This is a genomic window from Nocardia sp. NPDC004278 (assembly GCF_053602975.1).
This window is the reverse complement of sequence record NZ_JBSGEQ010000007.1, coordinates 197,654-211,842: the sequence shown is the minus strand read 5'-3', so window position 1 is coordinate 211,842 and position 14,189 is coordinate 197,654. Positions and strand designations below refer to the sequence as shown.

The 14,189-nt window shown below is 64.1% G+C and carries 10 protein-coding genes; 3 read left to right on the top strand and 7 right to left on the bottom strand.

All coding sequences use genetic code 11. The features are described from left to right. Positions 1 to 108: 108 nt before the first annotated feature. Both ACWEO2_RS13720 and ACWEO2_RS13715 read left to right on the top strand, forming a co-directional pair. Positions 109 to 1,515 (top strand): MATE family efflux transporter, encoded by a 1,407-nt coding sequence (locus ACWEO2_RS13720; protein WP_452405593.1) that lies wholly within the window; start codon positions 109 to 111, stop codon positions 1,513 to 1,515. A gap of 253 nt (positions 1,516 to 1,768) precedes the next feature. After that, positions 1,769 to 2,683, top strand: a complete 915-nt coding sequence (locus ACWEO2_RS13715; RefSeq protein WP_452405592.1) for a putative PEP-binding protein — start codon at positions 1,769 to 1,771, stop codon at positions 2,681 to 2,683. Here ACWEO2_RS13715 and ACWEO2_RS13710 read toward each other — a convergent pair. From ACWEO2_RS13710 to ACWEO2_RS13690, 5 genes are all read right to left on the bottom strand, one after another. Next, complete coding sequence (locus ACWEO2_RS13710) at positions 2,665 to 3,240, bottom strand: TerD family protein (RefSeq protein WP_040695304.1); 576 nt, start codon at positions 3,238 to 3,240, stop codon at positions 2,665 to 2,667. The two genes, ACWEO2_RS13715 and ACWEO2_RS13710, sit on opposite strands and share 19 nt — an antisense overlap. A 193-nt stretch (positions 3,241 to 3,433) precedes the next feature. Beyond that, on the bottom strand, positions 3,434 to 3,907 hold the full coding sequence (locus ACWEO2_RS13705; RefSeq protein ID WP_354951371.1) for a hypothetical protein: 474 nt from the start codon (positions 3,905 to 3,907) through the stop codon (positions 3,434 to 3,436). Positions 3,908 to 4,029: 122 nt separating this feature from the next. Next, entirely contained in the window at positions 4,030 to 4,491 is a 462-nt protein-coding gene (locus ACWEO2_RS13700; protein WP_452405591.1) for a flavodoxin domain-containing protein, read from the bottom strand. A 59-nt stretch (positions 4,492 to 4,550) separates the two neighbouring features. Next, positions 4,551 to 7,847, bottom strand: coding sequence for a tetratricopeptide repeat protein (locus ACWEO2_RS13695; protein WP_452405590.1), 3,297 nt, complete (start codon positions 7,845 to 7,847; stop codon positions 4,551 to 4,553). Between the two features lie 349 nt (positions 7,848 to 8,196). After that, positions 8,197 to 9,288, bottom strand: a complete 1,092-nt coding sequence (locus tag ACWEO2_RS13690; protein ID WP_452405589.1) for a glycerol dehydrogenase — start codon at positions 9,286 to 9,288, stop codon at positions 8,197 to 8,199. A gap of 187 nt (positions 9,289 to 9,475) precedes the next feature. Between ACWEO2_RS13690 and ACWEO2_RS13685 the strand changes: the two genes are divergently transcribed. Beyond that, on the top strand, positions 9,476 to 9,613 hold the full coding sequence (locus tag ACWEO2_RS13685) for a hypothetical protein (RefSeq protein WP_452405588.1): 138 nt from the start codon (positions 9,476 to 9,478) through the stop codon (positions 9,611 to 9,613). A gap of 7 nt (positions 9,614 to 9,620) precedes the next feature. On the opposite strand, the gene ACWEO2_RS13680 is transcribed toward ACWEO2_RS13685, so the two are convergent. Next, positions 9,621 to 10,352, bottom strand: a complete 732-nt coding sequence (locus ACWEO2_RS13680) for a MazG family protein (protein ID WP_452405695.1) — start codon at positions 10,350 to 10,352, stop codon at positions 9,621 to 9,623. A 128-nt stretch (positions 10,353 to 10,480) separates the two neighbouring features. Beyond that, positions 10,481 to 14,092: a transcription-repair coupling factor gene (mfd, locus tag ACWEO2_RS13675; RefSeq protein WP_452405587.1), complete on the bottom strand. Its 3,612-nt coding sequence runs from the start codon at positions 14,090 to 14,092 to the stop codon at positions 10,481 to 10,483. Between the last annotated feature and the right edge of the window lie 97 nt (positions 14,093 to 14,189).

Below are 14,189 nucleotides of genomic sequence, written 5' to 3'. Positions count from 1 at the left end.
TGAAATGATCATCACGCATTTAGGTTTGGGTAGCCTAATTTTCCGAGAGGGAAGAGTCGGGATGCAACCCGTGACGATCGGTTCCGAGATTCGACCGATGGAGTTCGAATGGTGAATCTGTCCGCCTTCCGTGCCGACGGACGGCAGCTCACTGCGTTGGCGGCGCCGATTGCACTGACACAGCTGGCGCAGATTGCCGTGTCGACCACGAATATCGCGTTGATGGGCACTCTCGGTGTGCGCGCGGTCGCGGCGGGTGGACTCGCGATGGTGCTGTTCAACCAGATTCGCACCATGTGCGTCGGCCTGATCACCGGGACGGGCAATCAGATCGCGGGCTCGGTGAGTGCGGCCGATAAGCGTGGTGAGTCCGCGGATCGCGAGGTGCGCGACATCGTGCGGTCGAGTTTTCTGATCGCCACCGTCGCCGGAATCATCGGCGGCGCGGTGCTGGTCGGACTCGGCTGGGCGCTGCAATGGCTCGGTCAGGACGCCGGGGTGCTGGCCGATGCGCGACCGCTGATGATCGCGCTCGCGCCGGGACTGCTGCCCTGCCTGTGGTTCCAGGTGCTGCGCCAGTACACCGTCGGCATGCAACGCCCACAGGCGCTGCTCTTGGTCACCCTCGGTTCGGTGGCGCTGAATCTGGTACTGGCCCTTGCCTTCATCCACGGTTGGGCCGGACTGCCCGCGCTCGGACTTACCGGCATCGGCATCGCGACCTCACTGGTCTTCCTGATCACCTTCGGCAGCTTCGTGGCGATGGTGCGCGCCGATACCGAACTCGGCGCCACCCTGCCGCTGCGCCCATGGCCGGTGCACACGCCGACCATCCGGGCCGAATTGAAGCTCGGTGCGCCGATCGCGCTCACCTACGGTTCGGAGGCGGGCATGTTCTCCGTGCTCGCCCTGGTGATGGGCAGTATCGGACCGGCCGCGCTGGCCGCGCACAATGTCGTCTACCAGATCATCTACATCGTCTTCCAGATCGCGATCGGCCTGTCCCACGGCGCGTCCATCCTGGTCAGCCATGCCGTCGCCCGCGACGAATTCGGCCACGCCCGCGCACTGGCCTGGCTGGCGCTGCAACATGCGGGCATTGTCGCCGTGGTCACCGGCGTGGTCTATATCGTCGCGCCGAGGCTCGTGCTGAGCCCCTTCCTCGAACCCGGTGACGCCGCGACGGTCGAATTGGCCCGCTCGCTGCTGCTCATCGGCATCGTGCTCCAGTTCTTCGATGCCGCACAGAACATCGGCACCGGCCTGCTGCGCGGCCTGAAGGAGACGAAGGCGGGCTTCCGCCTGTCCCTGGTCGGCTACTGGCTCGTCGGCCTGCCCACCGCCCTCCTGCTCGCCTTCCCCGTCGGCCTCGGGGCCGCTGGCGTGTGGTGGGGCCTGACCGCGGGCCTGGCCACCACCGCCGCCCTCATGCTCCGCCGCTACTTCAGCCTGCTCGACACCGCCGAACAGGCCAGCCCCCACGCCCTTCCCCAATCCCTGCCCACCCCCACATGATCGCCCCGACGAAATCCGCACCCGGGATCAGCGGCACCGAGGGTGCGGATACCGACAAGGGTGCGACTCTCGACCAGCCAGCACCCGGCTCGCCATCGCGCACACTCACGATCGTGCGAGATGCCGCGCTTTCGCGCAGTTCGCACCGCTTGCAGCGGTATCGAAGCGGTGCGAACCCCGACAGCAGCGGCAGCCGCGGGGCTTTTGGGCGGGCGGCCGAAAGTGTTGTGCAGCAACCTGATAGCGTGCCGGAATGCGGCAGAGCCTGGCATTGAGTTGTGAGCGGGTCTCCGCTGAACTGCTGGACCATTTCGACGGCGTCGGCATGGTGCGCGGCGAGTACGTATTCCGCGCCGCCGGGAAATACCCGACGCCCGAATCCGTTTCGGGTTATCTGGTGCCCTATCTGCGCCATATCGCCAAACGTGCGACCGGAACCATCTGGTATCGCACCATGGAAGCCGATACCGCCGAATGCAACATCCTCGACGGCGTCGAAGAGATCATCGTCGAGCCGAACAAACTCCTCGGCCTGCGCGGCATTCGCCGGGCCCGCCGCTTTCCCGAGGCATTCATCGCGGAACTCGAGGGCATCGCACAGGTGCGCGACGAGGGGGCGGATATCGGCGTGCTGTTCCCCTTCGTCACCTATGTCGACGAATTGCAGTGGGCCATAGAGCAAACCAGGGCCGTAATCGGCGAGTGCCCGATGGCCACCATGATCGAGATCCCGTCGCTGCTGCTCGAGGTCGATCGTGTCGTCGCCACCGGGGTGTCACGGGTGGTGATCGGCTGCAACGATCTGTCCTCGCTGCTACTCGGCCAAGACCGCACCACACTGCAACCGGTGCGCCCCGTTCCGCCGCTGCTGCGCGCGATCGAACGCGTCACCATGGTGGCCGCGGCCGCGGGTGTGCGGACCGCGGTGGCGGGCTATCTGCATCCGGACCTGGTCGCGGCCTGTGCGAACCTCGGCGTCGACGAATGCGTACTGCACTATTCCGACCTCCCCGAACTGCTGGGTGACCAGTTCGCGGAGCTGCCGGATCTGGATGTGCTGCAGGCGATCAAGCGCAAGACCCGCGCCGCCATTGCGGTGTTCGAGGCCGAGCGGGCGGCCGGTTCCGATCCCGACCACCCGCAGGCCTATCAGACGTTGACGCCGTAATCGCGGGCGATACCCGCGAGTCCGGAGGCATATCCCTGACCGATGGCGCGGAACTTCCACTCGTTGCCGTACCGGTACAACTCCCCGAACACCATGGCGGTCTCGGTGGACGCATCCTCGGTGAGGTCATACCGGGCCAGCTCGGCGCCCGTGGTCGCGTCCACCACGCGGATGTAGGCATTGCGGATCTGGCCGAACGACTGTCCCCGCGCATCGGCGTCGTGAATGGAGACCGGAAAGAAGATATTGGTGATCGTCGGCGGCGTCGCCGCCAGGTCGACATTGATCACCTCGTCATCGCCTTCGCCCTCACCGGTGAGATTGTCACCGGTGTGCTCGATCGTGCCCTCGGGCGAACGCAGATTGTTGTAGAACACGAAATGCTGATCGGAAAGCACCCGCTGATTCGGCCCGGTGGCGAGCGCACTCGCATCGAGGTCGTAGTCGGCCCCGGTGGTCGTTCGCACATCCCAGCCCAGCCCCACCGCTACCTTGGTGAGGTTGGCCGCCTGCTTCGACAGCGAGACATTTCCGCCTTTGGCCAATGTGACGCTCATGATCCCCTTCCATTCGACGCGTTCGCGCCGCCTTTCATCTGCACGATTATTACTCTGTCCCGGACGTGTTGCGCCGGTTCAGTTCTGGCAGGCCGACCCTTTCGAGCGACCTGCAAGCGATCGCCGCCGGCCTGGTCGAACGACCTGCGAGCGACCACCAGTGACACCTTTCGAGTGACCCGCGAGCAAGTCGCTAGTCGGCCCACGCGCGCAGCGTCTGCACGCGCCCTTCGAGCGCATGCAGTTCGCTCGCATCGAGCACGGTGCGCTCGATACCGTTCGCAACCGCGAATGCCGACTGCCGGTGATCGTCGATCACCTCGACATCGATCTGCACCGCCACATAGTCTGTCGCGCCGGGCATTTCCTCGGCGATAACCTTCGCCCGACCTCGCGCGCACAGCGCGACATTGCCGCCGCCGAGAATCAGCAGGGCGACATCGGGCTGCTCCCGCAACCGGGCCAGCGAACCGCGATCGAATTTGAGGCTGATCAGAATGCGCCGGTCGCCCGCGCGCACCGGCCAGGAGACCGGAATCGCATGCGGCGCTGGATCGGTGGTGACCAGCACCGCGATCGTCTCCTGGGGCCATTCCGGGAGCACGTCCAGTTCGGGATGATCGGTCGAGTGGTCTTGACGTTGCACAGGGCTGGCTCCGGCTGCCATCTTCGTCACCTCATGGATCGATGCAACGCGGCGGGCTGTGCCGCGTCGCTTGCAAGTCTAAGGCGCTGTGTCCCTTGTCCGCTGGCGCTGCGACCTTTGTCCGAAGTGCTCTCAGGCACCTCTCAGGACGCCAGTGCGGCGGGGCTGGGGATGGGCAGCGCCTTGGCCCAGTCGCGGACCATATCCTGGACGCGAATCTCCGATGACGCGTCATGTCGACCGTGCACGCCGATCTGAGCCGCTCCGCGAGCCGCCAGCAGTTCGGCGGCGATCTCACCGCCGCGATTGAAGGTGTCACCGTAGACCGAATCGCCGAGGCCGAAGACCGCGAAGGTCAGTCCCGTAAGGTCCGGCTTGCGGGCTTCGAGTGCATCGAAGAAGGGTTCGGCGCCGGTCGGCAATTCGCCGTCGCCATAGGTCGAGCAGATGACGACATGGAAGTCACCGGCGTCCAGCCCGTCGATATCGAAGTCGGTCATATCGTGGACCGACACGTCATAGGCGGCGGCCAGCTCATCCGCCACACACTCCGCGGCAGCCTCGGCCGTGCCCATCTCCGATCCGAACAGAATGACTACCCGCACTTTCTGACTCCTCTCACTCGAAAGTCAGGTAAGGCAAGGCTACCTTAATCTTCGCTTGATTAGTCAGTCTCCGGAATGTCTTCGGCATCAACGCCCCGGCGGTCACGCCAATAGGCAAGGTTGCGCTTGGCGATGACAATGTTGGGATGATCGTTCTCGAGCACACGTGTTTGATCAGGAATCAGTTGCTCGAGTCTCGACGTGGCCGCCGCGATGTCTCCAGCACGGCCGTACAGGTTGGCGAGAGCATGCCTAGTAACCAGCGTTTCGGGATTCTCCGGCCCAAGTACAAGAGTCTCGTTCACCAACACCTGTTCGAGCTCAGCCAACGCCTCGTCCAGGTGACCATCTTGGCTACGTCTGTACGCGAGATTGCGTCGCACTCGCAGTGTTTCCGGGTGGTCGGGCCCGAGAACTCGAATGTCATCGACGAGCAACTCCTCGAGATCGGCCACCGCGCCAGCCGCATCACCAGACTGTCCGCGCCAGTGTGCGAGATTTCGTCGCGTGTTCAGCGTTTCCGGGTTGTCCAGTCCGAGAACTCGTCGACGGTCGACGAGGATCTCCTCGAATTCGTTTACAGCTCGAGCCGCATCACCGAAGGCGAGAGCACGCCAGAGCGCTAAGCCATTTCTGGTTGTCAGCGTCTCCGGATGGTCGGCGCCGAGCAGTCGCGTGCGATCGGCAAGCAGCTCCTCGAGGTCGGAGACTGCCGCTGCCGCGTCTCCACCGACACCTCGCCATAGCGCCAGGCATCCACGGATTATCAGCGTACGGAAATGGCTGGGGCCCAATAAGCGGAGTTGATCGGCGAGAAGGCGCTGGTACTCGATTGCCGCCGCACGGGGATAACCTGCCATTCCACGCCACCAGGCAAGGTTGTGCCGGGTTCGCAACGTATTCGGGTGCTCGGGCCCCAGGATCCGTACTTGGTCGGTGAGCAAGTCTTCAAGATCTGAAACTGCTTGTGCGGTCTTACCGATCCGCCCGCGCCAGAAGCCGAGATTGTGACGAGTCCGGAGCGTGTTGGGGTCCTCGGGCCCGAGTACCGGTAGCTGATCAGCGAGAAGCTGCTCGAACTCGACGACCGCACTCGCAGGAGCTCCATCCATACCCCGCCACCACGCCAGAAAATTACGAGTCGTGAAGGTGTCGCGGTCATCGCCGCCCAGGCAGCGTGTCTGATCAGCCGCCAACGCTTCGAATTCTTGTATGGCAGTGCCGGTTTCGCCACTCTCACTACGCCAGAAAGCGATATTGTGACGGACCGCGAGGGTGACGCGATGGTCCGGGCCGAGCACTTCGGTAAAAGCCGGCAACCAGGATAACCACAAGTCCCTGGTATCGGCCGCTCGATCGCTGGCCGCGCTCTGCAGATATGCGAAAGCGGCTTCCGGCCGCCCACAAGCGAGATAGTGGCGCGCAGCAGATCCGCGCGCGTACTCGATCGTAAGTTCCTCACCGGCAACCTCGATCGCCGACACAATCGCCCTGTGCGCCTGCACCGGATCGCATCGAATCCGGTCGAGTACCTCCATGATCGGGTCGAGCAAAGCTTGGTGAGCGATACCAACTAGCTCTTTCGATACACCGGGGCTGGATCGTCCGATCAGCGCGCCGAAAATCACCGTATAGTCGCGAATTCTCGAACCACTCAATACGACGCCTTGATGTTCCAGTGCCGCGCGCAATAAACTCAATGGCAGCTTGGCGCCGATACCGGCTGCGACAATCGTATCCAGTACAGCCGTCGCGTGACTTCGATCTCCCGCAGCGAGTGGGTCCAGAGCTTTAGCCACTCTCCGCTGGACCAGATCGGCGAGATTGATGTCTGCCAATCCAAGGCGGCTGAGTCCGCTCGCAGATGATTCACCCAGCTCATTCAGCAGACGGGCCAGTAGCCAACCCCCGGCCGGCGCCTGGAGAAATTCGTCGATCCATTCCGGCCCGGAAGGACCCGCATTATGCCGCTCGTTCATTGTTGCCTCGAATACTTCATGCACGCTGGGCGCACGTAGCTTGATCAGATGCGCATGACCGATCACGGATTCCGCCTCGATGCCGACCCCCTCTCGAAATCCTACGATTACTCTTACATGAGCAAGCCCTTCATGACCGGTAAGACCGGAAATGGCCGCCATAATAAGACTTCTATTTCCAGATTCCGGCTGATCGAGCCCATCGATGACAATATTGATACGGCGACCGGGCTTTACCATCCGAGCAAGCGGAAGCAATACGGCTATTTCGAAGATATTGAACTGCACATCTCCTTTGGCGGCCAATTCCTGTTGAACCGCCTGCGCGGCGTCTTGATAGTCGGTAAGCCGACGATTCAGCTGCTCTGCCAACTCTTCAGCAACCGATCCCAGAGAACTGGCAATATCAAGAAAGATGGCCGCCGTTACATACCTCGGCGATAAGTCGTCCAGCGTATCGGTAAGCGCCGGACGGATCAGTATCGATAGCAGTGTCGACTTACCAGCACCGGCAGGCCCCGTGACCGCGCGCAGTCGGAATCCGCCAGTGACCGCCACCTCGGCGAGCTGTTCGCGAAGGGTATCGGTAAATACCAACCCACGGGTCAGCTGATCAACAAGCCCGGCCGCCGGTCGGCCGGTAACCGCATCATCTCGACGAGCAGCATTCGACACCAGCCAGAGCCCGGGATCACCACCGTAAGCGAGGCTGAGATGCTGCGGCACCTGGCGACGACAGCTTTTCGCTATCGCCATCCGCATATCCGACAACAGCAGATTTTCACCGCTCTGCGGTAAGCCATTGTCGAAAGTTGAAATGAGGGTGCGGGTAAAACATCCACCATACGCCGGGCCGGGCCCGGTAGCGACCAGCAGTTCCATCCGCTGGGCTGCGACTTCAACTTTGTCGGTCCAGCGATGTGCCGCGCCGATTACACCATCCTCGGTTTCACACGCATCCACCATTATGATGATGCCATCCAATGCGGATTCATCCATCCGCTCCCGAATTTCCTGGACCAGATGAAATGCAGTACGGGAAGTCGGTTTCACCGGCGAATCACGAACCATCAGATAATAGTCAGCGGCACCAGTCGCCATACCATGTCCGACAAAGCTGATCAATAAAGTTGCCTGCATACGCGATGCCGCATCGAATGCTTCATCTACGGAGGAAACCAGCTCAGCCACAGTCGGATCCATTAATGGTCCATCACGCAATGTCGCAGGCCGCCACCCGCCACGGTCGCGTAAACCGCGATACAGCGAATCCGCAAGTTCCCCGGCAAACCCGAGGGGCGGCAGGGCACTACATTCCGAGCCGATAACCAAGGCCAAACGGTTTTCCAGTTTGGGAGAATATACGATATCAGACATTAGGATCCCACCACTACATCAAGACCAGAGTCCCAAATCCTCAGAATTCCAAGGCTCCCGCTATCAGCCGCACGACATCTGCAGCATTGGATGCGGTGACCGCTAGCAACTCGGCCTTATCGGAGGTCGAGATCTCAACGGTGGCATACATAGCAGCCCTCACTCCCCTGGTTTGCCGGACGTCATACCATCTTGCCAGCCGCGCAGGGCCGCTCGATGGCGCGCGTACATCGAAAACTCTCCGCCCACAACGTATTTGCCTATCATCATCTCCCGAAAGCCCACTAGCATCCAGGCCATCTCATCAAAGACGACATGCAGGTCGCCGCGGGGCCGACATGCCTCAACCTCAACCCGTACCGAGGGCGTCGGCGGTGCGGAGGGCGTCGAGGACCATTGGGGCGTCGACGGTGAAGGGCTCGTTGTGGATGGTTTCGCCGGGGGCGATGGCGCGTTCGGCGATCGCGGTCAGGGTCCGGGGATCGGCGTCGGCCAGGCCGAGTGCGGCCAAGGTGGTCGGCAGGCCTACCGTTGTGCAGAAGTCGAGGACCGTTGAAATCTCTTCGGCGGGTGCGCCTTCCAGCACCAGTTGGGTGAGTACGCCGAAGGCGACCTTTTCGCCGTGTAGGTAGGGGTGGGTCTGTGGGGCGGCGGTGAGGCCATTGTGGATGGCGTGGGCGGCGGCGAGGCCGGAGGATTCGAAGCCGAGGCCGGAGAGCAGGGTATTCGCCTCGACTATGCGCTCCAGTGCCGGAGTGACGGTGTGATTGCGGACCGCGGTCAGGGCGTGGAAACCGTCGGCGAGCAAGGTGCGGTAGCAGAGTTCGGCCAATGCGGTGGCGCTGCGGGTGGAGGCACCGCCGCGCATATTCCGCACCCGTGCGGCACTGCAGGTCCGCGCCTCGAACCAGGTCGCCAGCGCATCACCCATCCCCGCGGTGAGCAGCCGGGCCGGCGCCTGCGCGATGGCGGAGGTATCCACCAGCACCATCGCCGGATTCCGCCGCACCAACTGATAAGCCTCGAATTCCCCACTGTCGGTATAGATCACCGACAGCGCACTGCACGGCGCATCACTCGACGCCGCCGTCGGACAACTGATCATCGGCAGATCCAGATCATCGGCCACCGCCCGCGCCGTATCGAGCACCTTGCCGCCACCCGCCCCCAACACCACGGTGCTCGCACTCTCCTGCACCGCCGCGGTCACCCGCGCGATCTCCGCCCGACTGCACTCACCCCCGGACCGATGCACCGAGTACTCGATCTTCGCCTCGGTAAGCGACTCCCGCCACGCATCGGCCAACAATCGATACGCACTACCCCCCGCCACAATCGTCACCGGCCCCCCGATCCCCAACCTCGTCATCTCCGCCCCGAGCGCCGCAGTAGCATCCCGCCCCTGCACGTAATGCCCCGGCGAAGAAAACACACTCAGCATCTGGCCCACCTCCCGATCCGGGGCACCGTCGATAGCGCCGAATCGCCCGCACACCACCGCTGCCCGACAGCCGCTCGTATGGGCAACGCTACGCGCGCGACATCCGCTCCGGCCTCGGTTGAGCCATGAAACATCGGCACGGTTGGAACGGGCTGGCCGCGGTCGCTGGACTTCATGGACGGACGAAGTGACCGAGGATTCGGAGCTGGCTCCGGTGTCGACCGTCCTGCCCAACCTTCCGATCACTCCGATCAGCAGCCGCGCCGACGATCTCTGGGTGCTGGCGGCACACTCGAGGCCGAGCCTGACTCAGCCGAGCGCATGAGCCCCGCCTATCGCGGCCAGTAGTTGCGCCAGTCGTCGTCGGACAGCGGGGCACGTTCGCCCCGCGCGGCCTCGGCCGCATCTTCCGCCGCGCGGATTTCGGAGGCGAAGGTCAGGGTTGCCTTGCGGAGGCGTTCTTCGGCGCTGTCGGCGCCGCCGAGGTGGATGACCCGCAGTTCGCCGGGGACGAGGTCTTCGGGCAGGCCTGCCTTGAGGCTGCGGGAGCGGATTTTTTCGGCAAGGGCGAGGGCGGGTTGGGCCATGGCTATGCCGTCGAGGCAGGAGCGGCGGGACTTTTCGGCGGATTTGCGCTCTTCCCAGGCCTTTTCCTGGGCGGCGATCTTTTCGGCGACGGTCGCCGTTGGATCGATGGGCTCGTCGACCAGGTGGGGGCTGCGGTTGACGAGTTTGGCGACAAGTGCGGCGGCGACATCGTCGACGGTGAATTCGCCTGCGGCCTGGGCGATTCGGGAGTGGAACAAGACCTGCAGTAGCAGATCGCCGAGTTCTTCCTTGATGGTTTCGGCGTCGTTGTGCTGGATGGCGTCGAGGAGTTCGTAGGTTTCCTCGAGCAGGTAGGGGCGCAGGGAATCGTGGGTTTGGGTTACCTCCCAACCGCCGAACTTCCACAGGCGATCCATGACCTCGACGGCTCCGGCCAGACCGGCCGCCACCACAGCGGCATCGGTGCGGCCGGATTCATCAGAGGCCGATCCGGTGCCCAGATCGCCGTCATCCATTTGTCTCGAGTCGGCGGAACCATTGCCGTTAACTGCCTCGGACTCCCGGTGATCAATACCGTTCGCCTTGCCCGCCGCCGCGGCCGCATGTCGGGCGGCGCGCAGCACGGCCTCCTCACGATCCGAACTCATCGAGCCGCGACCTCGGTGGCAACCCGAAGATCGACGAATCCCTTCGGCTTTCCGTCCAACTGGAGCAGCAGGTCGGCCACGAATTGCAGCAGCACCAGATCGCGGACCCGGTCTGCACCGACACTGTCCTCGACCCGGGGCAGCGGCAGCTGCACGACACCACTGGCGGCGCGATAGCCCGCACTGGGGTACAGACGCTTCAAACGCATCTGCTTGGAATCGGGCAGACTCAGCGGCGAAACCTTCAAGGTGGTTCCGGTGACCGCAATTTCGGTGACCTCGTACTCGCGCGCGAGCAGCCGCAGCTTGGCCACCGAGACCAGCCTGCCGACCTCGACCGGCAGCGGGCCGTAGCGGTCGACGAGCTCCTCGACAACCGACTCCAGCGCCGGATGATCCTGTGCGGCAGCCAATTTCCGGTAGGCCTCCAGCCGGAGCCGGTCACTGGTGATGTAGTCGGGCGGAATATGCGCGTCCACCGGGAGGTCGATGCGAACCTCCTTGACCTCCTCGGTGAGGATCGGCTTACCGTCGGCGGCGGCGCGATACGCCTCCACCGCCTCACCGACCAGTCGCACATACAGATCGAATCCGACACCGGCCACGTGACCGGACTGTTCGGCGCCGAGCACATTTCCGGCACCGCGAATTTCGAGGTCCTTCATGGCAACGGCCATACCCGCACCGAGATCGGAGTTCTGGGAAATGGTGGCGAGCCGGTCGTAGGCCATCTCGGTGAGCGGCTTCTCCGGCGGGTAGAGGAAATACGCGTACCCGCGCTCCCGGCTGCGGCCGACCCGACCACGCAACTGGTGCAGCTGCGAAAGACCGAGGGCGTCGGCACGTTCCACGATCAAGGTATTCGCATTCGAGATATCGAGACCGGTTTCGATAATGGTCGTACAGACCAGCACATCGAATTCACGTTGCCAAAACCCTTGCACTGTTTGCTCTAGCATGTCCTCGTTCATCTGACCGTGCGCGACCACCACCCGCGCCTCGGGCACCAGATCCCGAATTCGCTTGGCCGCCTTGTCGATCGAGGAGACCCGATTGTGCACATAGAAGACCTGGCCGTCGCGCAGCAGTTCACGCCGGATGGCCGCGGTGACCTGCTTATCGTTATAGCCGCCGACGTAGGTGAGCACCGGATGGCGTTCTTCCGGCGGGGTGAGAATGGTCGACATCTCGCGGATGCCAGCCAGACTCATCTCCAGGGTGCGCGGAATCGGGGTGGCCGACATGGTCAGCACATCCACATGGGTGCGCAGCGCCTTGATGTGCTCCTTGTGCTCGACACCGAAGCGCTGTTCCTCGTCGACTACGACCAGGCCGAGATCCTTCCACCGCACGCCGGTCTGCAGCAGGCGGTGCGTGCCGACCACGATATCGACGGAGCCGTCCGCCATCCCCTCCAGCACCGCGCGGGATTCGCCCGGATCGGTGAAACGCGACAGTCCCTTCACCGTCACCGGGAATCCCGCGACGCGTTCGGTGAAGGTCTGCAGATGCTGTTGCGCCAGTAGGGTTGTCGGCACCAGCACGACGACCTGCTTACCGTCCTGCACCGCCTTGAACGCGGCGCGCACCGCGATTTCGGTCTTGCCGTAGCCGACATCACCGCAGACCACGCGGTCCATCGGGACCGGCTTCTCCATATCCGATTTCACCTCGGCGATGGCGGTCATCTGATCGACGGTCTCGGTGAACGCGAACGCGTCCTCCATCTCCTTCTGCCACGGACTATCCAGACCGAACGCATGCCCCGGCGCGGCCTGGCGCGCCGCGTACAGCTGCACCAGTTCACCGGCGATCTCGCGAACCGCCTTGCGCGCCTTGCGTTTGGTATTCGCCCAGTCGGAGCCGCCGAGTTTGGACAGGCTCGGCATCTCGCCGCCGACATAGCGCGAGAGTTGATCGAGCGATTCCATCGGCACGAACAGCCGGTCGCCGGGCTGACCGCGTTTACCGGGCGCGTATTCGATGACGAGGTATTCACGCCGGGCCCCGCCGACGGTGCGCTCGATCATCTCCACGAACCGGCCGATGCCGTGCTGATCGTGCACGACCATATCGCCCGCGCTCAGCGCCAGCGGGTCGACCTGGTTGCGGCGCTTGGCCGGAAGTCGCTTTCCCTCCGCCGGTGCGGTGACCCGGTTGCCGGTGAGATCGGATTCGGCGACCACGACCAGCCCGGCGTCGTCGAAGATCAACCCGTCGTGCAGCGAACCACACAGCACACCGACCAGTCCTGGCGTCGGCTCGGCTGCGACCGCCAATGCGGCGGCGGGCACTTCGGCATCGGCGAGCCGTTCCAAAATGCGTTGCGCCGTACCGTGACCCGCAACGACCACCACCGCGCGTCCGCCGGTGAGCACATGCGCACGCAGGGACGCGAAGATCGTCGCCACCAGTTCATCGGAACCGCGCGCCGCCGGACCGGCCAGCACCGGCAACACCACCTCGGCGGGATCGCCGGATGTCAGCGGGCTCAGACTCCACCAGGGCAGGCCGTGCTGGTTTGCGCTGTCATGGATTTCGGGCAGCGCCCGGTAGCCGGAGGCGGCCAGATCGAGCCCGTGCCCGCCGAGCGGGGCCGCACCACCGAATGAAGCGGCGGTCCACGAGGCTTCCAGGAATTCCTCGCCGGTGCGCACCAAATCCGCCGCCCGCGTGCGGATCTTCTCCGGATCACACAGCAGCACCTGGGTTCCGTCCGGCAGAACCTCGGTGAGCAGCCGCAATTCGCCGGGCTGGAGCACCGGCAGCAGAGCCTCCATCCCCTCGACCGGAATGCCCTGGGCCAGCTTCTCCAACATCTCGACCAGCGCGGCGTCGGCGGCATTCGCCACCGCGACCTCGGCGGCGCGCTCGCGAACGGCCGAGGTGAGCAGAAGTTCTCGACACGGCGGTGCCACGACGACATCCACCGTCACATCGGTCAGCGACCGCTGGTCGGCGACCGCGAAGGGCCGCAGCTCGGTCACCTCATCACCCCAGAACTCCACACGCACTGGGTGATCCGCGGTCGGCGGGAAGACGTCGAGGATGCCGCCGCGCACCGCAAACTCACCGCGCTTGCCGACCATATCGACGCGGGTGTAAGCGAATTCGACCAGGCGCATGAGCAATTCGTCGAAATCGAATTCGGCGCCGACGCGCAGCACGATGGGCTCGATATCGCCGAGGCCCGCCGCCATCGGCTGCATCAGGGAACGAACGGTGGTCACCACGACCCGCAACGGCACCGGGAACACCGCGTCCTCTGGATGCGCAAGCCTTCGCAAAACCTCCAGCCTGCGTCCCACGGTGTCCGCACCCGGCGACAGCCGTTCATGCGGCAGCGTCTCCCAGGACGGGAACTGCGCGACCGCCGCGCCGAGTATCTCTTCGAGTTCGACGGTCAGATCGTCGGCCTCGCGCCCGGTCGCGGTCACCACCACCAGCGGCCGCTGCGCCGCGATGGTCGCCGCGACGAACGGTCGCACCGCCGACGGGCCGACCAATTCGACCGGCGACTTGCCGACCAGGTCAGCGACGGTTCGCAAGGCGGAATCGGCCCCGGCCACCGCGGCCAGTCCCGCGAGAGGTGGACGGTGGGTGGGCATCAAACACTCCCTGAGCTCAGGTGGGTTTCCGGATGGCCAACCGAGTGGTCGAGTTCTGGGCGTACCCGGTGAGTTACCCATGGCTCACGAAATCAGT